22 protein-coding genes and 1 pseudogene are annotated in these 25,629 nt (G+C 68.4%); 12 read left to right on the plus strand and 11 right to left on the minus strand.

Translation table 11 applies throughout. The features are described from left to right. Positions 1-41 precede the first annotated feature (41 nt). The 4 genes from FNH08_RS05025 to FNH08_RS05040 are packed head-to-tail and all read right to left on the minus strand — an operon-like array spanning position 42 to position 4,688. Complete coding sequence (locus FNH08_RS05025) at positions 42-1,544, minus strand: flavin-containing monooxygenase (protein ID WP_152770022.1); 1,503 nt, start codon at positions 1,542-1,544, stop codon at positions 42-44. Further along, a complete protein-coding gene (locus FNH08_RS05030) occupies positions 1,541-2,401 on the minus strand; it encodes an SDR family NAD(P)-dependent oxidoreductase (protein WP_152770023.1) in 861 nt (286 codons plus the stop codon). Before FNH08_RS05030 ends, FNH08_RS05025 begins: the two co-directional genes overlap by 4 nt. After that, on the minus strand, positions 2,398-3,402 hold the full coding sequence (locus tag FNH08_RS05035; protein WP_322723718.1) for an alpha/beta fold hydrolase: 1,005 nt from the start codon (positions 3,400-3,402) through the stop codon (positions 2,398-2,400). Before FNH08_RS05035 ends, FNH08_RS05030 begins: the two co-directional genes overlap by 4 nt. Beyond that, entirely contained in the window at positions 3,399-4,688 is a 1,290-nt protein-coding gene (locus tag FNH08_RS05040; RefSeq protein ID WP_228033908.1) for a cytochrome P450, read from the minus strand. The genes FNH08_RS05035 and FNH08_RS05040 overlap by 4 nt, the downstream gene beginning before the upstream one ends. Before the next feature lie 210 nt (positions 4,689-4,898). Between FNH08_RS05040 and FNH08_RS05045 the strand changes: the two genes are divergently transcribed. The 5 genes and pseudogenes from FNH08_RS05045 (at position 4,899) to FNH08_RS05055 (ending at position 7,551) form a co-directional block, all read left to right on the plus strand. After that, positions 4,899-6,119: an MFS transporter gene (locus tag FNH08_RS05045; protein WP_152770025.1), complete on the plus strand. Its 1,221-nt coding sequence runs from the start codon at positions 4,899-4,901 to the stop codon at positions 6,117-6,119. After that, positions 6,116-6,268 (plus strand): hypothetical protein, encoded by a 153-nt coding sequence (locus FNH08_RS53915; protein ID WP_407704334.1) that lies wholly within the window; start codon positions 6,116-6,118, stop codon positions 6,266-6,268. Before FNH08_RS05045 ends, FNH08_RS53915 begins: the two co-directional genes overlap by 4 nt. A gap of 28 nt (positions 6,269-6,296) precedes the next feature. Continuing rightward, positions 6,297-6,495, plus strand: a pseudogene (locus FNH08_RS53920) (2-oxoacid:acceptor oxidoreductase subunit alpha); the annotation flags it as partial. A gap of 96 nt (positions 6,496-6,591) precedes the next feature. Continuing rightward, positions 6,592-6,825, plus strand: coding sequence for a hypothetical protein (locus tag FNH08_RS50595; RefSeq protein ID WP_194238383.1), 234 nt, complete (start codon positions 6,592-6,594; stop codon positions 6,823-6,825). 117 nt (positions 6,826-6,942) lie between these two features. Beyond that, positions 6,943-7,551, plus strand: coding sequence for a TetR/AcrR family transcriptional regulator (locus FNH08_RS05055; protein ID WP_152770026.1), 609 nt, complete (start codon positions 6,943-6,945; stop codon positions 7,549-7,551). Positions 7,552-7,687: 136 nt separating this feature from the next. Here FNH08_RS05055 and FNH08_RS52985 read toward each other — a convergent pair whose 3' ends face one another. After that, the gene (locus FNH08_RS52985; RefSeq protein ID WP_265579745.1) at positions 7,688-7,894 is read right to left on the minus strand and encodes a hypothetical protein; all 207 of its coding nucleotides are present in this window, start codon (positions 7,892-7,894) and stop codon (positions 7,688-7,690) included. A 353-nt stretch (positions 7,895-8,247) separates the two neighbouring features. Then, positions 8,248-9,648: an AI-2E family transporter gene (locus FNH08_RS05065; RefSeq protein WP_152770027.1), complete on the minus strand. Its 1,401-nt coding sequence runs from the start codon at positions 9,646-9,648 to the stop codon at positions 8,248-8,250. A gap of 604 nt (positions 9,649-10,252) precedes the next feature. On the opposite strand from FNH08_RS05065, the gene FNH08_RS05070 reads away from it, so the two are divergent. Next, positions 10,253-12,274, plus strand: a complete 2,022-nt coding sequence (locus FNH08_RS05070) for a SpoIIE family protein phosphatase (RefSeq protein WP_152770028.1) — start codon at positions 10,253-10,255, stop codon at positions 12,272-12,274. A gap of 63 nt (positions 12,275-12,337) precedes the next feature. On the opposite strand, the gene FNH08_RS05075 is transcribed toward FNH08_RS05070, so the two are convergent. Both FNH08_RS05075 and FNH08_RS05080 read right to left on the minus strand, forming a co-directional pair. Beyond that, positions 12,338-13,090 carry an isochorismatase family protein gene (locus tag FNH08_RS05075; protein ID WP_152770029.1) on the minus strand — a complete coding sequence of 251 codons (753 nt, stop codon included), beginning with the start codon at positions 13,088-13,090 and terminating at the stop codon, positions 12,338-12,340. A gap of 51 nt (positions 13,091-13,141) precedes the next feature. Next, complete coding sequence (locus tag FNH08_RS05080; RefSeq protein WP_228033909.1) at positions 13,142-13,822, minus strand: alpha/beta hydrolase; 681 nt, start codon at positions 13,820-13,822, stop codon at positions 13,142-13,144. A 152-nt stretch (positions 13,823-13,974) separates the two neighbouring features. On the opposite strand from FNH08_RS05080, the gene FNH08_RS05085 reads away from it, so the two are divergent. Continuing rightward, positions 13,975-14,427 (plus strand): MarR family winged helix-turn-helix transcriptional regulator, encoded by a 453-nt coding sequence (locus FNH08_RS05085; protein WP_152770030.1) that lies wholly within the window; start codon positions 13,975-13,977, stop codon positions 14,425-14,427. Positions 14,428-14,538: 111 nt separating this feature from the next. Next, positions 14,539-15,606 carry an AraC family transcriptional regulator gene (locus FNH08_RS05090; RefSeq protein ID WP_152770031.1) on the plus strand — a complete coding sequence of 356 codons (1,068 nt, stop codon included), beginning with the start codon at positions 14,539-14,541 and terminating at the stop codon, positions 15,604-15,606. A gap of 8 nt (positions 15,607-15,614) precedes the next feature. Here the strand turns inward: FNH08_RS05090 and FNH08_RS05095 are convergent, their stop codons facing one another. The 3 genes from FNH08_RS05095 to FNH08_RS05105 are packed head-to-tail and all read right to left on the minus strand — an operon-like array spanning position 15,615 to position 19,257. Continuing rightward, positions 15,615-17,039: an aldehyde dehydrogenase family protein gene (locus FNH08_RS05095; protein ID WP_152770032.1), complete on the minus strand. Its 1,425-nt coding sequence runs from the start codon at positions 17,037-17,039 to the stop codon at positions 15,615-15,617. After that, positions 17,036-17,914, minus strand: a complete 879-nt coding sequence (locus FNH08_RS05100; RefSeq protein WP_152770033.1) for an SDR family NAD(P)-dependent oxidoreductase — start codon at positions 17,912-17,914, stop codon at positions 17,036-17,038. The genes FNH08_RS05095 and FNH08_RS05100 overlap by 4 nt, the downstream gene beginning before the upstream one ends. Continuing rightward, a complete protein-coding gene (locus FNH08_RS05105) occupies positions 17,911-19,257 on the minus strand; it encodes a flavin-containing monooxygenase (RefSeq protein ID WP_322723721.1) in 1,347 nt (448 codons plus the stop codon). Before FNH08_RS05105 ends, FNH08_RS05100 begins: the two co-directional genes overlap by 4 nt. Before the next feature lie 321 nt (positions 19,258-19,578). On the opposite strand from FNH08_RS05105, the gene FNH08_RS05110 reads away from it, so the two are divergent. The 4 genes from FNH08_RS05110 to FNH08_RS05120 all read left to right on the plus strand — a co-directional run bounded on the left by FNH08_RS05110 (position 19,579) and on the right by FNH08_RS05120 (position 25,576). Continuing rightward, a complete protein-coding gene (locus FNH08_RS05110; RefSeq protein WP_228033910.1) occupies positions 19,579-21,195 on the plus strand; it encodes an ATP-binding protein in 1,617 nt (538 codons plus the stop codon). Further along, positions 21,129-21,704 carry a helix-turn-helix transcriptional regulator gene (locus FNH08_RS51590; RefSeq protein ID WP_228033911.1) on the plus strand — a complete coding sequence of 192 codons (576 nt, stop codon included), beginning with the start codon at positions 21,129-21,131 and terminating at the stop codon, positions 21,702-21,704. Before FNH08_RS05110 ends, FNH08_RS51590 begins: the two co-directional genes overlap by 67 nt. An 878-nt stretch (positions 21,705-22,582) precedes the next feature. Continuing rightward, positions 22,583-23,029: a response regulator transcription factor gene (locus FNH08_RS50600; protein ID WP_194238382.1), complete on the plus strand. Its 447-nt coding sequence runs from the start codon at positions 22,583-22,585 to the stop codon at positions 23,027-23,029. A 1,485-nt stretch (positions 23,030-24,514) separates the two neighbouring features. Beyond that, the gene (locus FNH08_RS05120) at positions 24,515-25,576 is read left to right on the plus strand and encodes a zinc-binding dehydrogenase (protein WP_152770035.1); all 1,062 of its coding nucleotides are present in this window, start codon (positions 24,515-24,517) and stop codon (positions 25,574-25,576) included. The last annotated feature ends 53 nt before the right edge of the window (positions 25,577-25,629 follow it).

A 25,629-nucleotide genomic window follows, 5' to 3' on the forward strand; every position in this document is an offset into this window, starting at 1 on the left:
CTTGCCGTAAACGTGCTTTCTTTCCTTTCGGTGGGCCCCCGTCACGTAGATGTCTCTCCCCGGGTGGCGAACCTCATGTGGTCGGTGGGAGTGTCGCGGCGCAACGACCACAGGTCGGCCACGTAGTTCTGCTTGAGGCGCCACGGTTCCTCGACACCCTGCTTCGGGAAATTCGCGATGCCACGCCGGACGTATCCGGAAGCCAGGTCGACCATGGGCAACGTGTCCTCGGTCCGCGGCGCCTGCGGCTCGGCTATCGAGTACCCTCGCTCGGCCATGTACGAGAGCAGCCGGCACACATAGCGGGCCACGAGATCGGCCTTCAAGGTCCACGAGGCATTCGTGTAGCCGACGGTCCACGCGAAATTGGGGACGCCGCACAGCATCATGGCCTTGTAGGCGACGGTGGAACCGATGTCGACCTTCGCCCCGTCGACCTCCAGGTCGATTCCGCCCATGCTCAGCAAGGTGAGCCCGGTGGCCGACACGACCACGTCGGCCTCGATCTCCCTGCCGCTCGACAGCCTGATGCCGTTCGGTGTGAACGTCTCGATGGTGTCGGTCTCCATCGAGGCCCGCCCGGACCGGATGACCTCGAAGAGGTCGCCGTCCGGTGCCAGGCACATCCGCTGGTCCCAGGGTTTGTACGTGGGTGTGAGATGACGCGCGACATCGAAGCCGGGGGGCAGTTGTCTGGCCGCGTCCTTGCGCACCAAGCCGGCGACCAACGTCGGCCTGCGACGGCTCAGTTCGTACTGCCCGAGGCTGCGCAGCACGTTCTTCCAGAAGACCACGGGCGCCGCTCTGTCCTGGCCCACGTAGCGGCCCAGAAGCGCCGCCGTCCGGTCCCGCCTCGGCCCGGCCAGGATGTAGGTGGGTGACCGTTGGAGCATCGTCACATGTGCCGCGTCCCGTGCCATGGCGGGCACCAACGTCACCGCGGTCGCGCCGCTGCCGATGACGACAACACGTTTGTCGGCGTAGTCGAGATCCGTCGGCCAGTGCTGCGGATGCACCAGCTCGCCCTCGAAGGTGTCGACGCCCGGGAAGTCCGGCTGGTAGCCGGTGTCGTAGTCGTAGTAACCCGTGCACAGGTACAGGAACGAGCACGTGAGAGCCACGGTGTCCTCGCCCTCCGGCGCACCCTCCTTTCCGCCTCCGCCCCCACGGCTGATCTCGACGGTCCACCGCGCACGCTCCGAGTTCCACTGCGCGCGCTTGACCCGATGCCGGTAGCGGATGCGCTCCGTGACGCCGAACTCCTCGGCGGTGTCACGGATATAACTCAGAATGCTCGGTCCGTCGGCGATGGCGACGGGGTCCGTCCAGGGACGGAAGGTGTAGCCCAGCGTGTTCATGTCGGAGTCGGAACGGACACCCGGGTAGCGGAACAGGTCCCATGTACCGCCGAGGTCGTCGCGTGCCTCGACGACGAGCACACTGCGATCCGGGCAGGTACGGGCCAAGGCACAGGCCGCACCCACGCCGGAGAGCCCTGCCCCCACGATGAGCACATCGACATGGTTCTGCTCGGGATCTGTCATCGGACGATTTCCTTCTTCGACGCGGCGGACAGCTTCGAATCGAGGGCCGCGAGAGCATCGGCGGCACGGGTGGGCGTGATGCGTGCGAGGACGTCGACCAGGAAGGCATCCGGCCCGACGAGGATCCTCGACTTCCCCTTCTCCACCCCCCGCTGGATGATCCGCGCGGCCCGCTCGGGCGTGGTCATGGCGGCCGCGTCGAATTCCCGGGCCATCTGAGCCTGTGAACGTCCGCGACCGGAGGGGTCGCTGCGGACGCGGGCCGTGTTGGCGATGTTCGTCTTGATCCCACCGGGGTGGACGGTGACCGAACGCACGCCGCTTCCCCTGAGCTCGTCGCGGAGCGCCTCGGTGTATCCCCGGACCGCGAACTTGGAGGCGCAGTAGGCGCTGTGATAGCGCACGGCGACGAGCCCGTACACGCTCGATGTGTTGACCACCGCCCCGTACCCTTGATCGAGCAGAAGGGGCAGGAACGCGCGCGTTCCGTTGACCACACCGTGGAAGTTGATGTCGTACAACCACTTGTCGTCTTCGGCATCGGCATCCACCACAGTCGCGTTCACTGCCACGCCGGCGTTGTTGAACACCGCCCCCAGACTGCCCGGCCGCCACCGCCCGACATCGTCCGCGAAGACGGCCACGTCGGAGGCGCTGCGTACGTCGAGAATCCTGGACAGCGTCGGTGAGGTCAGCGACCGGGCGGTCACGGCCAGCCCGGCCTCGTCGACGTCGGCGATGGCGACCGGGCATCCCTGCCGGGAGAGCCGCTGGGCCAGCGCTCTGCCGATTCCCGAGGCCGCGCCGGTGATGACGACGGCCTGACCGCGCAGCAGTTCGGGTCGTGGAGCTCTCATGCGCCCTCCGAAATGTTCGATGTGCCCCCTGCCTTGGCGACGGACTCTGTGCGCTTGCGTGGGCGCCGGGCTCGCGCATGCGGTGCGTCGTTCGAACCGGGCCGGTCCGTGTCGGCGTCCGCAGCGTGCGTGCCGATCCGCTGCGTGAAGTCGGTCCACAGGGCACGCGGGTAGTCGTGGCCCATCCCGGGAACGATCCACAGCGTCGAGTGGGGGATGGCCCGGTGCGTGGCCAGGCCTCCGGACGTGGCGACCATGCGGTCACGGTCGCCGTGTACCACCAGGGTCGGCGCGGTGACGCCCGCGAGCTCCGCGGTCCTGTCCCCGGAGGCGAGGATCGCGGCCAGTTGCCTGGACACTCCGCCGGACGTCGGGTCGCGTCCCCAGGCCGCGACCGCCTGCTCGGCGACCCCCTGGGCGTCGAACCCGAATCCGTGCGAGCCGATGTGGCGGAACATCCGGAGCTCGGCCTTGGCCGCGTCTTCCGCCACGTGGGCAGTCGGCGCCGATGCCATCTTGATCCAGGTCGACAGCGCCGGCCTGCCGATTTTCGGCGCCCCGGTCGTGGAGAACATGGACGTCAGGCTGCGCACCCGCTGGGGGTACCTGCTCGCCACGACCTGCGCGATCATCCCGCCCATCGACGCTCCCACGAGATGGGCCCGCTCGATGCCGAGGGCGTCGAGCAAGCCCTCGGTGTCACGAGCCATGTCCCGGAGGTTGTACGTGGTCGGGGGAAAGCGCCCCGTCATCATCGCGAGGGGACCTGGCGGCTTGGCCTTGATGTGTGTCGAGTGTCCGCTGTCACGGTTGTCGAGCCGGATCACACGGAACCCGAGCCCGGCGAGCGACCCGCAGAGCTGCTCCGGCCACGAGATGAGCTGTTGTCCGAGTCCGGGGATCAGCAGGAGCGGGGTAGCTCCCGGATCACCGATCTCATCGAAGCACAGGGTGATTCCTCGCCCGACATCGGCGAATCGTTCCTTCACGACGTTCGTCACAGTGTGCCGCCTCTCTGGCCGGCGGCCGTCTTACTCCGGGAGAGGACACGGGCCTTGTGACGCCGGTGGACCACGGCTCGGCCGCCCCGTGCGGGAGTCCAGGAGACACCACGGGACTTCCACTTCTCGCCCGGCGCGTACGTCGTACCGAGTTCGTAGTTCTGGAGCACGGTGCGGAGGACGAGGTTCATCTCGAGATCCGCGAAGGCGGCACCGATGCACCGGCGTGTGCCACCCCCGAAGGGGATCCAGGAGTAGGTTCCGGGCCGGGCGTTCAGGAACCGGTCCGGATCGAACTTCTCCGGTTCGGGGAAGACGTTCTCGTCCATCTGCACGAAGTCGATGGCGACCACGATCTGGTGCCCCTGGGGAATGGTCCACTGCCCCAATGACATCGTCGGCGCGAGCACCGTGCGGCTGATGTCGGTGATGACCGGCCGCGTGCGCTGAACCTCCAGGATCGTCGCGGCCAGCAGTTCGGTGCCTCCGGCATCGGCCTCCGCCACAAGGCGGTCGAGAAGCGCCGGATGACGTGTCACCCGTTCGACCGCCCATGCCAGGGTGTTCGCCGTGGTCTCGTGACCGGCGCCGAGCATGGTCAGCAGTTCGTCGGCGATCTCCTGGTCCGACATGGGTTCGCCGTCGTCGTACCGGCTCTGCACCAGCATGGCCAGGACGTCTTCGCGCTGCTCCAGGCTCGGGTCCGTCTTGACGGTGTCGATGAGGTCGAACGCCAGCTCGTCGTACTCCTGGCGCATCCGGCGGTACCGGGCCCACGCCCCCCAGGAACGGCCCCGGTCGGCGAACGGCGACACCGTCAGCATGGCGCCGAGTTCCGCGATCGGAGGCATCAGGTCGCGCAGCCGGTCGAGGTGCTCACCCTCGGCGCCGAGGACGGCGCGAAGAATGATGTTCAAGGTGAGACGCATGAAGGCCGGAGCGGTCTCGAACTCGACGCCCTGCGGCCAGGTCTCGGCCTCGCGGATGGTCTCCTCGACCATGAGTTCTTCGTAGGCGCGCAGCCTGCGGCCGTGGAAGGGCGGGACCACCAGCTTGCGTCGGCGCAGATGCTCGGGGCCGTCGAGCGCGAACATCGATCCGGGCCCGAGGACGTTGCCCAGGCTCGGCCGGCCGAGGCCCGCGATCGCCGGACTCGTGGTCAGGAGGTGCTTGGTCAGGTCGGCGCTGCAGAGGAAGACACTGGGCCCGAACGGAGGCAGTGTCATGGCGAACGTCGACCCGTAGCGCCGTTGGAGTTCCCCGAGGAATCGCTTGCGGGACGCCATCCACGATCCGGTGAGTACGGGCCCCGGAAGCGAGGGCCCGGGAGGTAGTACGACCAGATCTGGAGCGGTTTGAGTGCCCATCTTGGCCTCTTTTCAATGTGGGTACTGCCCAGTACCCTGACGCAGACTACTTCGCTGTAACACAAACGACAATGCCTCTTCGCGCAGATGTCGCAGTGAGTGCGCGCGTCGAGCAGACCGAGGAGGGTCATGACTGCAAACACGCGTCAAGGGGGGCCCATCACGCCGTCCGGCACAGGTGTCCGCCCCTGGCTGGCGATCGGCGCCTACGGCATATTCATGGCGTCCACGCAGCTGCCGTGGCTCACCTACGGGCCGGTCACCAACGAGGCGAGCGCGGCCCTGGGGGTGTCGGAGGGGGCCGTCGGGGACCTCGCGGTGGTCGTGCCCCTCTTCTACGTGATACTCGGAATACCGTCGGGGCGGTGGCTCGATCGATGGTTCCGTCCGACCCTGGTGGTGGGCACCGTTCTCAGCGGCGCCGGCGCGGTGATCAGGGCGGTCGACGCGCACTCCTTCGCGTGGGCGCTGGCCGGGCAGATCGTTCTGTCAGTGGGGCAGCCACTGGTCATCAACGCCATCACCAAGCTGCCGGCGCGGCACTTCACGGCCACGCGACGGACTGTTGCTGTCGCCCTCGTCACCGCAGCACAGTTCGTCGGCATTCTGGTGGCGGCGTCGACCGGAAGCTGGCTCATGGCAGAGGGCGGACTGACTCTGCTGGTCGGCGTGCACGCCGTCGTGGTCGCCACAGCCTGCGCGGTCTTCCTCGCCTCACTCGGCATCTCCACGCGGATTCCGGCCGAGGCCGCCGTCAAGACTTCACCTGGAATCATCCGCATGAACCGCGATCTCTGGTTGCTCGCCGGGCAGTTGTTCATCGGCTTCGGCCTCTTCAACGCCCTCGCCACCTGGCTGGACACCATCCAGACCGACTTCGGCAATCCGGATCTCGGAGGCGCTCTGGTGACCGTCATCACCGTTGCGGGCATCGTCGGCTGCATGGTCCTCCCGACGCTGGCCACACGGTTCGGGCACCGACGTCGGCTGCTGATGCTCATCGGGGCGATCACCACGATCGCGATGCCGGCCTTCCTGTTCCTGCGCGAACCGCTCGCGCTCTTCGCGGTCTCAGCAATCATGGGATTTGTGCTGATGGCGGGCATGCCTGCGGCCCTCGACTGGTCGGAGGTGATCGCCGGACGCGAACACGCCGGGGCCGTCGCCGGCTTTCTCATGGTCATAGGAAACCTCGGCGGCACCCTGTACGTCCTCGCCGTCCAGCCCCTGCTCTCCGAACCCGAGATCGCCATCCTGGTCCTTACTCTGCTCGCCGCTCCCTGGGCACTGCTGGCACAACGGCATCGCTCCGAACCAGCCCGAAGAGCAGCGGAAGGGGCCCTCACATGACGAGCAACACCTCCACCCCGGACAGCCGTCCGCCCAAGCAGGTCCACCAGCTCGACAGAGTGATCATCCGATTCGCGGGGGACTCCGGCGACGGCATGCAGCTGACCGGTGACCGGTTCGCCCACGAGTCCGCGGCATACGGCAAATGACCTCGCGACGTTTCCCGATTTCTGAACCGGTTGGAGCTTCGGCGAGACCACCGAGCTGTTCGCGGTCTCCTACGAGGTAGGACCCGCCTCATTGCCGGCCGGAACCTACCGGAACATCTCCGGCAACCTGGCACTGGCCTACGGACCTGCTGGCCGGCGGGATCCGGTCCCAACTGCCCCTCTTCATCGGGACATATCCGATCACCCCGGCCTCCGACATACTCCACCTGACCGGCGAGGACGGACTGGGCAGCAAGGGTGTCGTCCGCGACGGAGGCGGCGGCGCGCGGATCGTCGAGGTCACGGCGGAGAAGGCGGGCGATGTGCTCGTCCACGACCAGGGGAACCCGGACCCCTCCATGGCGTTCGCCATCTCGCGGCTCACCGACGCCGGCGTGCTGCACCGGGCTCCGATCGGAATCTTCCGTGTGGTCGACCGCCCGACGTACGACGACGGCATCCGCCGACAGATCGCCACCGCTTCGGCAGACCTGGGCGACCGCTCCGAAGCCCTCGGTCGACTCGTCGCCGGACGCAACACCTGGACCGTGCTGTGACCACCCGTGAGCGGTGGGACCTGCAACGATGCGAAACCCCAGGCACTCCAGCCGTGGCTTACAGTCGTGCATGTGACATCTCAACGAGAGGCAGACAACGATGAGTCGGGCCGAAGCGTGCAGCGAACGCCGCCGGCCGATGCCAGGGATCGTCTCCTGTCCGGACTGCGGCAGTGCATCGAGGAGAAAGGGTATCGCCAGACGACGCTCACCGATGTCGTCCGGGCCGCACGCGCCTCCCGCCGCACCTTCTACCTGGTCTTCGCAACCAAGGACGACGCGTTGCTCGCCCTGATCGACAAGATCAACGACGACCTGGTCCGGGATCTCTCCCTCGCCGTCGACGATCACTCGAACTGGCGGAACCAGGTCGTCCAGGCCATCGGGGTCTACTTCGACAACGTCAGCAGACACCCGGCGGTGCACCTGTGTGGCATCAGGGAGCTGCCCTATCTCGGCGTGAGCGCGGAGCCGGTGATCCGACGCGGCAACGATGCCATGGTGGCGATCATCCACAAGCTCTCCGACAACGAGGAGTTCCGCCGCGAGGGCCTGTCTCCCTCCCCCAGGCCCCTCGCCATGATGATCATCGGCGCGCTCAACGAACTCGTGGCGGACACACTGGAGTCAGGTCGCGACATTCTGGAAGAGCGCGATCTCGCGATCGCCGTGACGACGGCTCTCCTGGCCACGAACTTCAAGGACAGCGGGGTCGCCGACGCTTGACAGCGACCCCGTCGTCCGCCGCCACCTCCCCTGTTGGTCCGGGTCCACCTCAGTGGTGTACGAATGCCGGCCCGAAGTGGCCTCGCGGACCGAGCCGACGGTCGGAGTGACGGTCACCGTGCGGTCGGCGGGACCGTCAGATCCATTTCGAACCGGCGTCCGTGATAGCCAGTACTTCGAGTACTGCTCCGAGGACCCGCTCCTCACCGCCCGCACGACGGTCGGCTTCGTCCGGGGCGTGCAGTCGGCCGGGATGGCGGCCACCGTCAAGCACTTCGTGGGCAACGACACGCGGGTGCTGGGCGAGGGCACGCAGCGGGTGTTCGCGCCGGGGTACGCGCACGTAGGACACCCTCGCGCAGGAGCGCGAATTCGCCGTGATGCCGTGCGGCGCAGACCCCGACGCCGCACGGCATCACGGAGTCTCCGTTCCCCGGGTGGCCCGGGGGCACCGCTCATCACCCCGCCGTCGCCACGAGAGGACCTGGTCCTCTTCCACATCCACGGGGGCGGCCTGGCCCGTCTACGGACTCATGCTGCCCGAAGCCGTGGAGGCTAACCCTGAGTTCCTCGGTCTGCTGCCCTGACCGGCTGATGTTGATGTCGGCGCTGCGCGACGCCACCGGGCGCTGGGCATCGTCCGCCACACCGAAGGGCTCCACCTCATACGACGGCGGTCCTCGCCGTCCATGGCCTTCAGGCAGATGTCTCCGGCGGCGGTACGGGCGGCGGCGCGTCCGGCGCCGGCGCGCTCCGCTCCTGGGAAGGGGTGCGCAGAACCGCGTTCTCGGAGTAAGCCTTCAGATAGCCGACGACCGTGTTGGTGACGGCGACGAGCGGTACGGCGACCACCGCGCCGCCGATGCCCGCCACCATGCCGCCGCAGGCCACCGCGAGCACCACGGCGAGCGGATGGACCCGCACCGCCCGGCCGAGGATGAACGGCTGCAGAACGTGGCCCTCGATCTGTTGCACCGCCAGCACCACCACCAGCGTCATCACGGCGGTGAACACGCCGTGTGTCACCAGCGCGATGACCACGGCCAGCGTGCCGGAGGCGACCGCGCCGACCAGCGGGATGAAGGAGAACAGGAAGATGAAGACGGCGAGCGGCACGGCCATCGGGACATCCAGGAAGTAGATGCCGATACCGATGGAGACCGCGTCGATGAGCGCCACCAGGACCGTGCCGCGCACGTATGCCGTGAGCGTGGCCCACGCCCGCGGCCCGGCACCGGCCACGCCCGGCCGGGCATTCGCGGGCACCAGCTTCAGGGTCCACTCCCAGATCCGCTTGCCGTCGTAGAGCAGGAAGAGGGTGGAGAAGAAGGCGAGCAGGATGCCGGTGAGGGTCTCGACGACGACGGTCACGCCCTCCAGGCCGATCGACGTGACCGCGTCCGTGTTCGCGCCGACCGCATCGGCCAAATTCTGAGTGATGCCGTTGATCTGCTTGTCGGTGACGTGGAAGGGGCCGTTGAGAAGCCAGCGGCGCAGGTCCTCGATGCCGTTCTGGACCTGGTCGGAGAGGTTGTCGATGTTCTCCATGACCTGCCAGGTCACGAACCAGCCCGTCAGGCCGATGACGACGAACCCGAAGATCGCGGTGAGCGCGGTGGCCGGCCCGCGCGGCACCCCGATCCGCTTCAGGCTGGCGACGGCGGGCTCCAGCAGGGCGGTCAGCAGCAGCGCGACGACGAAGGCGAGGACGACCAGCTGGACCGCGCTGATCACCCGTATCAGCACCCAGACGGTCCCGGCGAGCACCAGCAGCCGCCACCCCGCCTCCGCGGCGACCCGTACCCCCCACGGCACGGCCAGGGCGGGTTCAGGACGTGCCACCAAAGGCGACGGCGGGTCTGAGTCGACCAGGGGCGGCGAGTCGCCTCCGTGCAGTTCTGAGGTGCCCTGCGGCGACTGAGCGCTCCTGGGTGCCTCGGACGCGCCGGAGGCGTCGGCGGCCGTACCGGCGTCCTTGGGCTCGCCCCGTGACTCCCGACGTTCCCGGTCGGCTTCGGCGCGCCGCTCGTCGAGCCGCTCACCCATCTCGGTGAGCCCGGCACCGAGCCGGCCGAGCCACCCTGGCACTCGCGACATGATCCGTCCTCTTCCCCCTCGACTCTCCTCGCCGCCCTCTGGGGTCGCCGGCGACGACGAGACCGTACAGGGCGAAAGTTCTCAGCCTGAGGGCAGGGAGGGCAGCGCGAGGTTGATCGGTGACGGGGGCTCGGTCGAGCCGTCGGATTGCCGGATGTCCTCGTGCCTCGGGTGGACCCTACGGGTGTCGCCGGGGGCCGCACCGGTCTCTGTCCGGCCCGGACGCCGCTGTGATCGTGGTCGAGCGACCTCGGGCCGGACCGGTTCGGTGTCGGGCATCTGGAGGCCGTTTCGGCAGCGCGCGGCAAAACCGCCGGTTGAAGAGGTTCGGCCGTGGCCAGGGCCGGGTCCGTGACCTGCCGACCCTCGTGGTGCCGGGCGCGCAGCAGCTCGTCTGTGGTCGTAGGGGGCCTGTCACTGTTCGCGCTTCCGCTGTCACCGGCAGCGGAAGCTTCGGTGATCACACGACACCACGCGGCCGAACCGGACAGCGATGCCCTCTCGTATCCCTCCCCCCGGTGAGACATACCCGCCGCCAGGGATGGCGTGATACTGGGGAGGTACTGGCCTCCCACAGGCGCGAAACCGAACACGTGGGGTGCTCATGCCTCAGCAGACCGTCTCCGGAGCGGGGACCGGGAGTCCCCCGGACACCGCCGTGGCCACGCTCGTCGTGAGCGCGGCCGGCGAGATCGTGCACTGGTCCAAGGGCGCCGCCGCGCTGCTCGGTCACCGGGCGGAGGAGGCCGTCGGGCAGGATGTCGACCGGATGCTGGCGGCTCCGGCCTCCTGGTCCGCGGTGCTGGACCGGGCCGATGGCGGGCTCGGCGCCACGGTCGTTGTCCTGCGGCGGCGCGATGGCGGCGAGGTGCGCGTCACCCTGTCCGTCGTACCGGTGGCGGGAACCCGTACGTTCCAGGTCGTGGCCTTCCCGCAGGAGCAGGGGGACGGCACCGGCGATCCGGAGCAGGAGTCGCACGCCGGGCGGGCCGTGATGCAGGACGCGTCGGAACGGATCGGCCATTCCCTGGACCTCGTGACGACCGCGCAGGATCTGGTCGACGTCCTCGTCCCGGCACTCGGGGAGATGGGCTGTGTGACCATCGCCGAGTCCGTGTTCACGGGCGAGGAGCCGCCCTTGACGTTCCAGAACGACGTGTTCCTGCGCATGGTCGCGACCAAGTACGTCCTCGGACCTTGGCCGCCGGGGCTGCTGCGGGCCGGCGAGCGGTGGCCGCCCCTGCCGTGGCGGGCGGAGTTCGAAGCCGCTTTCGAGGGCAACGCCCTCGTCTACGATGCCCGGCAGGCCGCGGCCATGGTGGGTGACGATCCGCGTCTGGTGTCCCTGCTGGTGCCCCCGGGCATGAGGCAGGCGCTGCACATCCCGCTGTTCGCCCGAGAGGTGACGGTGGGTGGAGTGACCTTGTACCGCTTCCAGGACACACGGCCCTTTACCAGGCGCGACCAGGAGCTGGCGACGGGGATCGCCACCCGGACGGGCCTGGCGATCGACAACGCCCGCCGCTACGCCCGCGAACGGCGGACGGCCGTCGCGCTCCAGCGCAGTCTGCTGCCGCCCGCGGGAACCGACACGGCCGCCGCCGAGACGGCCGGTGCCTATCGGGAGACCGCGGAACACATCGGGGTCGGAGGTGACTGGTTCGACGCGATCCCGCTGTCCTCGGCGCGCGTCGCCCTGGTGGTGGGTGATGTGATCGGGCACGGTATCGCCGCCGCCGCGACGATGGCGCGGCTGCGCACGGCCGTGCAGAGCTTCTCGGATCTCGATATCGCCCCCGACGAGCTGCTGCTGCGTCTGGACGACCTGGTCCAGCGTCTCGCCGCCGAGTCCGACCATCCCGATGTGGTGGGGGCGTCCTGCCTGTACGCCGTCCACGATCCCGTCAGCGGGGTCTGTCTATTGGCCGACGCGGGTCATCCGCCGCCAATCGTGGTGCCCCCGGACGGTTCGGCACACTATGTCGACCTCGATCCGGGTCCGCCGCTCGGTGTCGGCGGTCTGCCGTTCAGGACGGCCCGGCTGTCGCTGCCCGCCGACAGCGTTCTGGTGTTCTACACCGACGGTCTGACGCACCCCGACCGTGATCCGCAGCAGCTGCTCGACCGGGTGGACTCCGTCGTCCGTCAGGGGCGGAGCCTCGCCGACAGTGCCCACGATCTGGTCTCCACCCCGTGGTGCACCCGTGACGACGCCACCGTCCTGCTCGCCCGACTGCGCTCCATTCCGTCGACGAGCACGGCCACCTGGACGTTCCCCGCCGACACGGCGGTGGTCGCGCGGGCCCGCGAGGCGGTGGTGGGCCAACTCGCCGTCTGGGGCCTGGACGACCTCGCCTTCACCACCGAACTCATCGCCAGCGAGTTGGTCACCAACGCGATCCGTCACGCGCGCAGTCAGGCCGAACTGCGTCTGATCCGAGACCGGGTCCTGGTCTGCGAGGTCGCCGACACCAGCAACACCCAGCCTCGGCTGCGTCATGCGCGGGCCACCGACGAGGGGGGCAGGGGCCTGTTCCTCGTCGCTCAGTTCTGCAGCCGTTGGGGGAGCCGTTACGGTCTGTCGGGCAAGACGATCTGGACCGAACAGTCGATCGACCGAGTGTGAAAGCAGGCCGTCCGTCCGTGACGATCAGGGACGAACGGCCTTTTCGAGCGGGGGGACGACGGCTCAGGCGAAGGGGTCCGGAACGGTCTTCTGGCCGTAGTTGTTCCAGAAGTTGTCCACGACGAGGCTGTACTCGGGGAGGTGGTGACGGAAGGGGGCGAGCATCGCGTTCGCGGTGGGCTTCTTCCAGTCCTCCTGTAGTTCGCAGGCGAGCGCGAAGACCGTGGTGAGTTCGGCGCCCGCGAGGGTCATCCGCGACATCGCCGCCTCGGCCTCGTAGCGGTTCCAGGCACCGCACGCGTCGACGACCGGGAAGACCGGGAAGCCGTCGTTGAGCAGCGACAGCGTGGGGAACGTGGCGCAGGTGCCGATGGTGACTCCGGCGAGGATGACGTGGTCCCTGCCCGTGTCGGTGATCTTCTTGAGTTCCGCGCGGAAGGTCGGGTCCTCGTAGGCGTTGATGATGCCCGTACGGCGGATGACAGGGAGGTCGGGGAAGAGCTCCCTGAGTTCGGGCAGGAGGTCGCCGTTCTGCCACTGGGCGTTGGACGACGTCAGCAGAACCGGGATCTCCAGGGCCTTGGCGACCTCCGCGAGACCGAGGATGTTCGCCTTCAGCTCGCTCAGGCTGCTCACGTCACGGACGCCGGACAGCAGCCCGACCTGGTGGTCGATGAGCAGGATCACGCTGTTGTCGGGCGTGGGCTTGCTGTGGCCGAACCGGCCGAGCCGACGGGCCTCCTCGACGCTCACGGCGTCGGGCAGGGAGGAGTCTTTGGTGGAGGACACGATGTCACTGACAGGGGTGGTGCTCATTGCGCTGTTCTTCCTTGTTGGTGAGGGATGGGGGCTGATCAGGGTTTTCCGTCAGCCGAGACCTTTGTGCCACAAGAGATCCTCCTGGGGCGTGAGGCGGGAATGGTCGGCGAGCCAGCCCGCGAGGGCGTCCAGGGCCTGCTGAGCGATGCCGTGTCCCACCGGATCGCGCCGGGCCGTGATCCGGGCTTCCGACTCCTCGGTCAGGTAGTGCCAGGTCCTGTCGAGGAGTTCACGCGGGATGACCTCGTCGTACTCGCCGTGCGCGACGAACACCGGCACATCGGCCAGTCGGCCGGGCGTCACCGGCACCCCCGCGTCGAACGGGAGCGTGCCGTACAGGAGCGCGGCGCCGGTGAAGCGGGCCGGATCGTCCAGCAGCAGCCCTCCCGCGAACGCGGCGCCGCCGCTGAAGCCCACGAGCAGAACCGGACGCCCCGGTGCTGCCGCTCGGTCGAGCCACTCACGGAACCAGTCCATCGTCGCGCGCAGCGACTGGGGGACGGGGCGGCCTATGCCCCGGTTGGCGAACCAGGCGAAGCCCGGGTGCTCCGGCAGCGGTGCCCGCACCGCCGCGTACGACAACCCCGGCGGCAGCGCGTCGGCGAGGCCGATGATCTCGCTCTCCCGTGAACCGCGCCCGTGCAACAGCACGACCAGTGGCTCCTCGGTGCCGCCCCGGTCCATCACGACAGGCGACTCATGGGCGGGGTTGCTGGCGGCGAACGACATGTTTCCCCTCTGCGGTTCCGATCGATGGCGCGTGCGGAAGGAGTGCCGCCGGCCGACAGATATGCTTGCAGAATCAGATATTGACACGGTAACTAATAAATATCTGATTCTGCAACCAATGACGCTTCAACTTTTTCTCGTAGACTCGCGACATGTCTTCCCCACGCCCGATCGACGACCGCCTGATCACCACTTTCGGCCGCCTGGTGGAGGCCTATAGTCAGCTCGAACGTCGTCTCGGAGGCGCCCTACAGGCCGAGACCGGACTGCCGCACGTCTGGTTCGAGGTGCTCCTCCGACTGGCCCGCTCCTCGCAGGGACAGCTGACGATGAGCACCCTGGCCGATGAAGCCGCCCTCACCACCAGCGGGGTCAGCAGGCTCGTCGACCGCCTCCTGGCGGCCGGTTATGTCGAGCGCCGGCCCTGCCCGACGGACCGACGCATCACCTACGCCGCCATCACGGACGCCGGCCGCGAGGTGCTCGACCGGGCCGCGGTCGTCCACGCCCGCAATCTGCGCCGTACGTTCGCCGACTTCGACCCGGACGACCTGAACACTCTGGACGCGCTGCTGGACCGACTGCGGCGGACCGCCACCGCCTGACAGTCCGACCGCCGGAGAACAGCCCCGCCATCACCGTGTGATCACGTGCCTGCATGGGACCACTGCCTACTGTGGACGCGACGAAGAGCCCCCGGAGACAAAGGAACGCCCATGCCCCGTCGACGCGCCAAAGACGTCACTCCGGGCACCAGCCGCAGCACCTCGGCCACCATCTCGCCGAACATTCTGCGCTACCTCTCCTTGGTCGCGGACGGATACGGCGTCGACCTCCAACCGGAGCTGGCCCGCGTCGGACTGAACGAGACGATGATGCGTTCCGCCGCGCTGCGGGTCTCCTACCGGCAGGGCAGCACCGTCATCCGCAACGCCGTGGAGCTCACCGGTGACCCGCACCTCGGGCTGCGTGTGGGTGCGGCACAGCACCTGACCGCATGGGGCGTGCTCGGTTTCGCGCTGCTGGCCGCCGAAACCCTGCGGGACGCCATCGAGACGGGTGTGCGCTTCCAGAACCTCTCCGGGGCCATGCTGGTGTGGTCGGCCGAGGAGGCGGAGATCGGCTATGTGGTGCGGGCCGAATCGCCCGACCCCGCGCTCGATCCGACCGTCGCGGTCTTCCTGACCGAGGAGGCCCTCGCCAGCGTCGTCACGCTGACCCGGCTGAGCGCCGGCGCCGAATTCACCCCGGTGAGCGTCGAGTTCTCCTTTCCCGCACCGCAGGACACGCTGGTGTTCACCGAGTTGTTCCGTTGCCCGGTACGATTCGCCGCCTCCCAGAACCGCATCGTCTTCCCCTCGGCATGGGCCCGCCGTCCGATGCCCGGCCACGACCCCGTCTCCTACACCTCCGCCATCGAACTGCTGGAGGAGCAGATGGCGTCCCGCCGAGACCAGCAGGACCTGCTGGAGGTGCTGGAGATCTCCATCGCACAGAGCCTCCCCGACGTGCCCTCCTTCGTCGAACAGGCCCGTCGGCACACGTCCAGCGAGCGCACGCTGCGCCGTCGGCTGGCCGAGTGCGGTACGACGTACGAGGCCGTCGTCGACGGAGTGAAGCGCGAGCGGGTCGAACAACTGCTGCACCGGCCGGAGCTGACACTGCGGGACATCGCCCGCCAGGCGGGCTTCTCCGACGTACGGGCGCTCAGACGCGCGGTCCATCGCTGGCACGGCGTGGCGCCCGGCCGGCTGCGCGCGCCGGAAGGACCACCGGCCGGCTGAAGCCGATGTCAGCGGGTACGGATCCAGACCGTCTTCTCCCTGGTCCACTGCTCGAAGGCGCTCGTGGACTTCTCCGCCCCACCGAACCCGGACTGTTTCCAGCCCCCGAAGGGGGTGGTGATGTCGCCCTCGCTGTAGGCGTTGACCGACACCACACCGGCCTCGATCTCGCGGGCCAGGCGCAGGGCGACGTCGAGGTCACGGGTCCAGACGGAGGCAGCGAGGCCGTACTCGGTGGTGTTCGCCAGACGTACCGCCTCCTCCTCGGTGGAGAAGGTCTGCACGGTGACGACCGGGCCGAACAACTCCTGGGTGACCACCCTGCTGTCCTCGGCGGCCTTGGTGATGACGGTGGGCGGGTAGTAGGCGCCCTTCGGATGGGGGCCGGTCGGCAGTCCGGCCGTGTGGATCCTCGCTCCGGCGGACCGGGCCTCCTCCACCGCCGAAGCCACCCGGTCCCAGGCGGCCGCGTTGATCAGAGGACCGATCCGGGTCTCCGCCTTGCCCGGGTCGCCGACACGCAGCGCTCCGGCGGCGGCGGTGAACCGGGCGAGGACCTCGTCGGCGATGGCCCGGTGCACCAGGACACGGGAACCGGCGGTGCAGTTCTGGCCCATGGTCAGGAACGCGGCCTCGACCATGTTCTCGATCAGCTCGTCACCGTAGTCGAGCGCGTCCGCCATCAGGACCTGCGGGCTCTTGCCGCCCATCTCCAAGGAGACCCGTTTGAAGTTGGTCTCCGCGGCGGCGGTCAGAATCCGTCGGCCCGTGGCGCTGGATCCGGTGAACGACAGCGCGCGCACCAACGGATCACGGGCGAGTGCCGTACCGGTGACGGGCCCGTAGCCGGGCAATACCGTGAGCACGCCGTCCGGCAGGCCCGCCTCCGCCGCCAGCGCGGCCAGGTGCAGGGTGGAACGGGGGGTCGCCTCGGCCGGCTTGAGCAGCAGGCTGTTGCCCGCGGCGAGGGCCGGGCCGACCTTCCACGCGGCCATTGCGAGCGGGTAGTTCCAGGGCAGGATCGCGGCGGCCACCCCGACCGGCTCCCGGCTCACCATACCCAGGCTGTCGTAGCCGGTGGGGGCGAGCTGGCCGAAGACCTTGTCGGCCGCCTCCGCGAACCAGCGGATGGACTCGACCGCCCCGGGTACGTCGCCCATGCGGCACTCGGTGATCGGTTTGCCCGCGTCCTCGCTGTCCATCCGCGCCAGGATCTCGGCGTCCCGTTCCATGAGGTCGGCGAGGCGCAGCAGGACAGCGGCACGCTCCCGCGGGGCCCTGCGGGACCAGACACCGCTGTCGAACACCCGCTGGGCGCGCTGTGCCGCAGCCGCGACCGTGTCCGCGTCGGCCGCCGGCACGGTTGTGATCAGCTCGCCGGTCGCCGGATTGACGACGGGCAGTTCCTCTGTCGTCCTCGTGCCCCTGCTCATGCCGACGCCTCCACCAGTTCCCAGCGGCCGTCGACCTGGCGGGCCAGACCTCTGCGGCGCAGATCCTCCAGATAGCGGGCCATTCCCCGGTCGCCCCGCTTGCGGAACAAGGGGAACACCTTCGGCAGCAGGTTCGGTGCCAGCATCGCGAACCGCACCAGACGGGACTCCCCCGGGCGGACGTAGGCTTCGAGCCGCGGCTTGTCCAGCAGGCTCACGGCCGCGTTCACGACGTCGGCCGGCTGCTGCGGCGGATCCTGGAACTGCATGGAGTTCCCGCCGTCGACCGCCTCCTGACGCAGCATGGGGGTGTCGGTCGCGGACGGCAGTACGGATCCCGCCTTGATGCCCTTGGACCCCAGGTCCAGCCCGATGGCGAGCATCGCGCCACGCAGACCGAACTTCGACGCGGTGTAGATCGGGGTCTCGCCCAGCGGGAAGATTCCGCCGAGGGACACCGTGGTGACCACGCGCGGGTCGTCGGAGGCCCGCAGCAAGGGGATGGCTGTCCGGGTGGTGACCAGCGGCGAGAGCAGGTTGAGGTTGATCTCCCGCTCGATGCTCTCCACGCTGCGCACGTCGAAGCGCTCGGCACTGGTCATGCCGACGTTGTTCACCAGGACGTCGATCCGGCCGTGGGCGGCGGCGACGTGGTCGGCCATCCCCTCCACCGCGCCGCGGTCCAGCAGGTCGCACCCCAGCCCGACATGGCCCGTCCCGGGCAGCTCCGCCGCCGTCCGCCTCGCCCTCGTCTCATCGATGTCGACCACGACGAGTCGGGCGCCGCCGGCGGCGAACCGGTGGCACATCGCGCTGCCGATGCCTCCGGCGCCGCCGGTCACCACGATGACCTTGTCACGGAAGTCGTACGTCATGACGTCACCGCCGTGCGGCCCGCGGACGTCACTCGGGGCGGCCGGCCCTGCGTGCGCCAGCCCATCTGCGCGGCCACCTTGTCGAGGTACTTCACGATCGCCTCACTGTGGACATAACCGGTGTGGCGCGGGGAGTCGACGAATTTCAGCCCTCCGGTCAGGTCGGGCCGGTCGCTGCGGATCATACGGACGAATCGTTCGGCCGTCGGCAGGCCCTGGCGCGCGTCACGAATGAAGGACGCGATCAACTGGGCCTGGCTGTCGAAGAGCTGGTAGGCCCCGGAGTTCGTCTCCACGAAGCCGACACCGAACAGACCCTCGTGGTCCCGGGAGAACGACGACAGGTAGAGGTCGGGGTGCTGTTCGTCGCCGAAGTACTTCTGTGCGGCGGGCACTCTGTGGACGTAGCCGGTCGCCAGAAGGATCAGGTCGAATTCGTCGCTGGTGCCGTCCGTGAAGTGGACGGTACGGCCGTCGGTGCGGACGATCCCCGGCCTGGCCGTGATGTCACCGTGCTGGAGGTGGTGCAACAGCATGGTGTTGATGGCCGGATGGGTCTCGAACAGCTTGTGGTCGGGCTTTTGCAGACCGAGTCGCCGCGGATCGCCGTTGAGCAGCCGCAGCAGGGTGCCGAAGACCTTCTGCTGGAGCCACATCGGCAGGTGCGGTCCACCGGCGGCGATGGTGTCCACCGGCCGCCCGAACAGGTGCTTGGGGATGAACCAGTAGCCACGCCGCATGCTGATCACGGCGTGATCCGCCGTGCGGGCGGCGTCACAGGCGATGTCGAGGCCGGAGTTTCCCGCCCCCACCACCAGCACCCGCTTGCCGCGCAGTTCGTCGGCGCTGCGGTAGGTGACGGTGTGGCGGATCTCGCCGGTGAACTCCCCCGGTATCTCGGGGATGTTGGGGTGCCACTGCGAACCCGTACACATCACGACCTGGGCGTGCACGCTCGCGCGCCCGTCGGCCCGGGTGACGGTCCAGGTACCGTCCGTGTTCTTCTCCACGGTGCGGACCTCGGTACCGAACTCGATCCGCTCCCTCAGCCCGTACGCCTCGGCGAACGAGGTCAGATAGGACAGGATCTGCCGGTGGGGCGGGTAGTCCGCGAAGTGGTCCGGCATCGGGTGACCGCCGAACCCGGAGAGCGTCTTGCTGGAGATGAAGTGGGCCGACTCGTACATCGGGCTGCCGGGATTGTTTATGTCCCAGAGACCTCCGGGCCCGGTGTGGCGCTCGATGTGCGTGTACGGAAGATCCCGCTCCGCCAGTGCTCTGGCCACCGCCAGCCCCGCGGGACCGGCCCCGACCACACATGTGTCGTACTGGTTCTCGCTCACCAGCAGTCCTCCTTTCCCTGACACCCAGCAGGCGTTCTGGGGAACATATGGCGCCGGAAGCCGGGCCGGGACTGACTCCTGCGGCCACGGAGAGGACCACAACGGCCAAGAAGGGGCCGTTGGGGTCCCGCCCGCCGAGTGGAGAAATCCACCTTTTACGTCATCCCTGAGAATTCGAGGCGCGGCATGCCCAGGATGACTTCGAATACGGGAAATCTGCCGACGTCGTTCACCACCTTTGTCGGCGGAAGACGTGAGGCCGCGGAAGTGCGCCGGCTCCTGGGGGTGGGACGGCTACTGACTCTCACCGGAGTCGGCGGGGTGGGCGAGACGCGACTGGCGCTGGAGACCGCCACCGGCTCCAGCAAAGCGTTCCCGAACGGCGTACGGCTGGTGGACCTGGCCTCCGCGCACGATGATCCGACGGTGGTGGCAGCCACCGTGGCCAACGTTCTCGGCATACCGGACTGCGGGCCCGGAGAGGTACTCGCCCAACTCGTCGCGCGCCTGGCCTCGCATCACGCTCTGCTCGTCCTGGACAACTGTGAGCATGTGGTCGGCGCCTGTGCGGAACTCGCGAGAACGCTGCTGTCCGCGGCTCCGGACATGCGGATTCCGGCGACGAGCCGACAGGCCCTGGACGTGACGGAGGTCGTCAAGCTCTGTGCCGCGCTGGACGGTGTTTCGCTCGCCATCGAACTGGCTGCCTCCCGGCTTCGGACGCTCACCGTCGGCCAGGCACTGGAGCGGCTTCGGGACAGGTTCGCCCTGCTCAGCCGAGGAGACCGGACGGCGGGTCCGCGGCAGCGAACCCTCCGTGCGCTCGTCGACTGGAGTTACGAGCTGAGCACGCCGGCGGAGCGAATCCTGTGGAGCAGGCTGTCCGTCTTCGCGGGGCTTTTCGCTCTGGACGCCGCGGAAGAGGTGTGTGCCGGCGAGGGCATCACGAAGGACGAGGTCATGGACCTTCTCGACCGGCTGGTCGGTCAGTCCATCGTGCTGACCACCGAACGCGAGGGCCTGCCCCGATACCGTCTCTTGACGACCATCCGTGCGTACGGCCGGGACCGCCTCACGGAGTCGGGGGAGGAGTACACGCTGCTCCGTCGGCACCGGGACTTCTTCCTCGGCCTGGCCGAGCACATCGCTGACGGCTGGTTCGGTCCCGGCCAGGCTGAGGCGCTTGCGCGGCTCCGCCTGGAACACGACGATCTTCGCTTGGCCTTGGAGTACGGAGGGCCGACCGGTACCCCCGCCCCGTCGCCCGGCCAGAAAAGGAGTGACGACCGCACGGCTGTCCCGGCGGAGACGCTGCCGAGTCCGGCAGACGCGCAGTCGGCCCTCGCACTGGCGACGGCGCTGCGATTCCACTGGTGCGCCGACAGGTACCTCGGCGAGGGCCGACGCCAGTTCGACCGGCTGCTGGCGGCAGCGCCCGAGCCGACACCGGGCCGGGCGCGTGCCCTGTGGGCGGCTGCCTGGGTAGCTCTGCTCCAAAGCGACCTGGACACCGCCGAGCTGTGGTTGGACGAGGCGGAGCAGTTGGGTGAGTATCTCGACGATGCCGTCGTCCGGGCCTATGTCGAAGGGTTCCGTGGCTCCTCGGCACAGTTCCGTGGGCAGGTCGAGCGGGCCATCCACCACTTCGAAAGTGCGCTGGCCGCTCACAAGGTGGCCGACGACGAGGCGGCGGCGCCGTTCTGGCTCTTCCAACTGTCCCTCTGCCAGAGCCTTCTGGGAGACCCGCGTGCCCTTCAGACCGGGGCTCACGGGCTGGCTCTCACAGAGGCGCGAGTGAGCGGTGGAGCCGGTCCTACCTGTTGTGGGCGATGGGCCAGGCCACCTGGGGACGGGGTGACCGGGACGAGGGTATGGCGCTGCTGCGGGAGGGGCTGGGAATTCAACGGGCTTTCAACGACTACGCCGGCACCGGGATGATGGTGGCGGACCTTGTCGAGAAGACGGTCCAGAAGACGGTCCAGAGCGGCGACCACGAGCAGGCAGGACGGATGCTCGGTGCGGCGCGTGCCTTGCTGCGCGGCCATGAGGTGGGCATGAACCCCGAGTTCCACAGACGGCTCCTGGAATCTCTTTCCGCCTGCGAAACAGCGGTTTGGGAGGCCCTCGGCCCGGCTGCCGAGGAGGCACTGGAGGAAGGAACGAAGTGCGGCAGCTCCGGCCGGGCTGTCTCACTCGTCCTGGACAGGGGCATGGAGGTCAAGCCCAGCGGGACCACGGCGGCCGAACCGAACCCGTTGACACGGCGGGAGCGCGAGGTGGCCACGCTTGTGGCCCAGGGGCTGACGAATGTTCAGATCGCCGCCGAACTGGTCCTGTCCCCGCGTACGGTCGGCGGGCACATCGACCACATCATGACCAAGCTCGGCTTCAACCGGCGTGCGCAGATAGCGGCTTGGTGGACCGCGAGTCGGACACCCGCCACGTAGCGGCGCTTCGCCCGCCGGCCCAGCTCGGCGCTGTCGCTCAGCAGGCCGACGGAGCTCGGACGGTGCTGAGGGAGATGGCCTGCGTCTCCGATGGGGCGGCTCCGCCACCATGCGGTAGTAGATCCTGTTCGCATGATCGTAGAATCCGACGACGTGCAGGTCGGCGGCGTTCATCGCGAGGCTCAACCGGGGCGCCTCGGCCGCGGCGACCAGGCATCCGCCCCGGCCCGTCTTCGGCATCCCGCGTAGAGACCGAGCTGATCAGCGAGTTGCCCATGAGTCCCGAACCTCTTGAGTGTCGACATCTGGATTTCGCACCTCGTCCAGGTCAGTGCGCGTCGCACAAGAAGGATGGCCGAGCAGCGACACGAACACATGGGTAGTTCGTACGGGGTCGTTACCTGTTCCGGGCGCACCCGGCGGTGGTGACCCACCACCGATCAGGCGTTTATCCGCAACCCAGTCCCTTCTGGAGGTGGATCGTCACGGTCGACACGAACCCGGCCCGCACGCCAACCCCGTTCGCCTGGCCATGTCGATCGACATTGTCACCCGACCACATCGCCTGTACACTCCACTCCCAGGAGCGAGCGACCCCACACCCCCCGCTCGCCATGTCGAGATCGAGCGAACCCCTCTTCAACAAAAGAGGCGAAGTGATGACTATTTGCTGCCGGTGTCCACAGCTTTCCGACCTGACCGTCATATTCGCGTGCAGCAATGAATACTGGCCCTGCCGCGAATGGTCTGCCGCCAGCACGGCCCTGAAGCCAACAAAAATCTATCCACCATTCAAAGAATTACGGAGCTACCCCGGTGACGTAATCGTTCTGCGATCGCTCGACCCCGCCAGAGATCTCGCCCTTCTCCGTGGCGCCATGGGTGATCAGGAGCGGCCCGTCCTGATCGTGTGCCCCACCGCGACGCATGAGCAGGTGACGAAGTCCCTGATGCACGGAGCGTCGGGCTACCTGGTGGAGAACGACTTCACCAGCAACACGCTGCTCAACGCCGTCACCAGTGCGGCACAGAGGCATACGCACCTCTCGCCCGCCGCCCGAGCGGCCCTGATGCGCGAAACAACCTTTCCGACCGAATTCATGCACGCCGGAAAACTCACGCGGGACGCACTGACACCGCGCGAGCAGGACGTGATGGACCTCTTGTCCCTCGGCTTCAACGCCAGCGAGATCGGAAAGCAACTCTTTCTGACGTCCAAGACCGTATACAACTATCTGGCCAATATTTATCGCAAGCTCGGAGTCTCCAGCCGCGTATCAGCTGTCCTGCTGTGGGTCAATTCCGGGGCGGTCAAAGTTCGGTAAGAGCTCCTAGCGGTTCAGACGATCCCCGCATGTCGTGATGTTTTGCTCTGTTCCCTCAAGTGGCCGCCACAGAGAATGAGGCGAGCGGACCGCACGGTCCCGAGAGGGCACAGGCATTCACCTCTCGTCATCGCCGTGAAGATCTTATGAATACAAAGAGAAAACACTGTGGAAAACCGACGCTTCCTGGGTCTCGGGCAAGATGACCGCCGCTGGTCTCGCCATTGGCGCGGGCGGCGGGGCGCATGGCGGAGAGACCAGCCGCCTGGCACGCGAACGCGCGAGTCACACCGGGACCACGATCGGATGAGTAAGGACCCCATGGCCGACGGCCCGTACGGGAAGGTCTTACCGGCACTGGTTCTGTGATTGATCCGATCACCTGACAGCGATGGCGAGCTGGGGTGCTCGACGTCCACGGCCCCTCAAGCCGCCCTCTCTCTCCGCCCACCGGATCGCCGGCACTCCCCCTACCGGAGCCGGTGGGCGGTCCTCGTTGACCCATGCCCCGGCCCTCGTCTCGGCCTTCGCACCGCAGCGAAGGTCCAGAGCTCGACGGCTGCGGCAGGGGACGGCTCTGCCGCTCAGGTACGGCATTCGTCATCCTGTTGTCACGGTGCACAGCACACGTCGACGCTCGTCGGCGTTCCCAGGGTGGGACGTACCGAACCAGACGCACCCGCGGCACGCGGAGGTCCGACACCCGGCTCTGGCTCTCGTCAGCCGAGCGCCAGTCGGGCCGACCAGCCGCCCCGCCTCTCAGCCCACGCACCGTCAACTGACGGTCGGAGATCCGATGTCCGGAGTGCTGTGCCCATCAAGAGCCCATCAGATCGGCGGCGCCGACCGGCCCACAAGGTACCGGCCACCATCGCCCTCGCAGACATGGCGCCGGTGCCGACACACAGCCCGGATCGGCGTCGGCCGTGTCCTCGCACGCGAGCGGTCGGCTCCGCACGGACTGCCGGAGTCGATGCCCACGTCACACAGGCAGTCCTCTCGCGTGGTCCACAGATGCGGCGCCGCCGCGCGCCTGGTCGTTCCGCTACGCCACCCTGACCCAATCAAGCGACCTCGTCAATCAATCGAATCAATCGACATTGTCAATCGACAAACTTCTGTGTATGTTGGTTCTCGAGCCGCCGCACCACAGGGACCGAACCGGCATCCGGGGGAGCGGCAGCATGAAGGGGAGTCCCATGAACGTCGCCCAGAGCAGGGCTCTCACTGATTCCGACGGGAGCCGCCGGGCTGATGGCGTCGTGGTCAGAGCGGTCAGGGTGCGTCTCACCGTGGGTGCGGGGCACCGAACACCCCTGACGCGTCAGAACTGTTCACCGTCGGCCCAGGCCCGCTCAGCACCCTGACCCGCGCTGAGGGCCCGATCACCGCTCCCGGTAGCGGACCGGCGGGCCACCCGTCGGCTTCCAGACCATCATCCGCGCAGTTTCTCCGTTCACTTACTCATAGAACCGAGGTACCCCCATGAGCACCATGCTTGCCGGACGTCTTCGGCTGGACGACAAGACCTTCGCCGTCGAAGAGGTTCCCGTTCCGGTTCCCGGTCCCGGGGAGGTGCTGATCGAGGTCAAGGCCGCAGGGGTGTGCCTGTCCGACATCCATCTGATCGACGGCAGCCTCAGCCCCGACCTCGCCGTCGAGGAAGTGCTCCGTACGGGTGCGGTCACCCTCGGGCACGAGGTCGCCGGCGTCATCCACTCCCTCGGTCCGGAGGTCCGGGGGAACTGGGCGGTGGGGGCCCGGGTCACTCTGCAGGCCGGGCAGTCGTGCGGGAAGTGCGCCGGTTGTGTGAGGGGCCGGTCGTGCGCACAGCCCCTCACCCGGGGCGTGGACTACCACGGCGGCTGGGCGCAGTACGCCGTGGCGCGCGAGGACACCCTCGTCCCGATCCCCGACAACCTGCCGTTCGACCAGGCCGCGATCATTCCGGACGCCGTCTCCACCCCTTACGCCTCCATCGTGGGCACCGGCGCGGTCCGTCCGGCGCAGTCCGTGGGGATCTGGGGCGTGGGTGGCCTGGGCGCCCACGGCATCCGCATCGCCCGGCTGGCCGGCGGGGCGCCGATCGTCGCCGTGGACCCGCTGCCCGCCGCCCGTGAGCGCGCGCTGCTCTTCGGCGCCGACGTGGCGCTCGACCCCTCCGACCCGGAATTCGACGAGGCTGTCGCGCAGGCCACGGGGGGCCGCGGTATCGAGGTCGCGTTCGACTTCGCCGGGCACCCCGCCGTTCGTGAGCAGGCCGCCACCACCCTTGGACCCGGCGGTGTCATGGTCCTCGCAGGGCTCACTCCCGCACCGCTCACGGTGCAGGACAGCATCAAGTTCTGCTACTTGGGCCAGCAGGTCCGGGGGCAGTACGGCTCGCAGCCCGAGGACGTCGAGGCTCTCGTCCGTCTGGCCTCCACCGGCCGTCTCGACCTGGCCCCGTCCATCACCGACCACATCCCGCTGGCCGAGGCCGCGGACGCGGTCGCGCGGCTGGAGAAGAAGGTCGGCGACCCCATCCGGCTGGTCCTGGTCCCCTGACCTTCCGGTCTCCCTGAACCGGCAGGCTCCGGCGGTGGTGAGCGGCCCACCGC

The sequence above is a fragment of the Streptomyces spongiae genome (genome assembly GCF_009377185.1).
GTDB lineage: Bacteria > Actinomycetota > Actinomycetes > Streptomycetales > Streptomycetaceae > Streptomyces > Streptomyces spongiae.

Bases quoted from the DNA above. Each gene is read 5' to 3' on its own strand.
- FNH08_RS05045 (WP_152770025.1), top strand. From the start codon at position 4,899: ATGACTGCAAACACGCGTCAAGGGGGGCCCATCACGCCGTCCGGCACA.
- FNH08_RS05075 (WP_152770029.1), bottom strand. From the start codon at position 13,090: ATGAGCACCACCCCTGTCAGTGACATCGTGTCCTCCACCAAAGACTCC.
- FNH08_RS05100 (WP_152770033.1), bottom strand. From the start codon at position 17,914: ATGACGTACGACTTCCGTGACAAGGTCATCGTGGTGACCGGCGGCGCC.
- FNH08_RS05095 (WP_152770032.1), bottom strand. From the start codon at position 17,039: ATGAGCAGGGGCACGAGGACGACAGAGGAACTGCCCGTCGTCAATCCG.
- FNH08_RS05090 (WP_152770031.1), top strand. From the start codon at position 14,539: ATGCCCCGTCGACGCGCCAAAGACGTCACTCCGGGCACCAGCCGCAGC.
- FNH08_RS53915 (WP_407704334.1), top strand. From the start codon at position 6,116: ATGACGAGCAACACCTCCACCCCGGACAGCCGTCCGCCCAAGCAGGTC.
- FNH08_RS50600 (WP_194238382.1), top strand. From the start codon at position 22,583: ATGGGTGATCAGGAGCGGCCCGTCCTGATCGTGTGCCCCACCGCGACG.
- FNH08_RS51590 (WP_228033911.1), top strand. From the start codon at position 21,129: ATGGCGCTGCTGCGGGAGGGGCTGGGAATTCAACGGGCTTTCAACGAC.
- FNH08_RS05025 (WP_152770022.1), bottom strand. From the start codon at position 1,544: ATGACAGATCCCGAGCAGAACCATGTCGATGTGCTCATCGTGGGGGCA.
- FNH08_RS05065 (WP_152770027.1), bottom strand. From the start codon at position 9,648: ATGTCGCGAGTGCCAGGGTGGCTCGGCCGGCTCGGTGCCGGGCTCACC.
- FNH08_RS05120 (WP_152770035.1), top strand. From the start codon at position 24,515: ATGAGCACCATGCTTGCCGGACGTCTTCGGCTGGACGACAAGACCTTC.
- FNH08_RS05080 (WP_228033909.1), bottom strand. From the start codon at position 13,822: ATGTCGTTCGCCGCCAGCAACCCCGCCCATGAGTCGCCTGTCGTGATG.
- FNH08_RS05040 (WP_228033908.1), bottom strand. From the start codon at position 4,688: ATGGCGTCCCGCAAGCGATTCCTCGGGGAACTCCAACGGCGCTACGGG.
- FNH08_RS05070 (WP_152770028.1), top strand. From the start codon at position 10,253: ATGCCTCAGCAGACCGTCTCCGGAGCGGGGACCGGGAGTCCCCCGGAC.
- FNH08_RS05030 (WP_152770023.1), bottom strand. From the start codon at position 2,401: ATGAGAGCTCCACGACCCGAACTGCTGCGCGGTCAGGCCGTCGTCATC.
- FNH08_RS05085 (WP_152770030.1), top strand. From the start codon at position 13,975: ATGTCTTCCCCACGCCCGATCGACGACCGCCTGATCACCACTTTCGGC.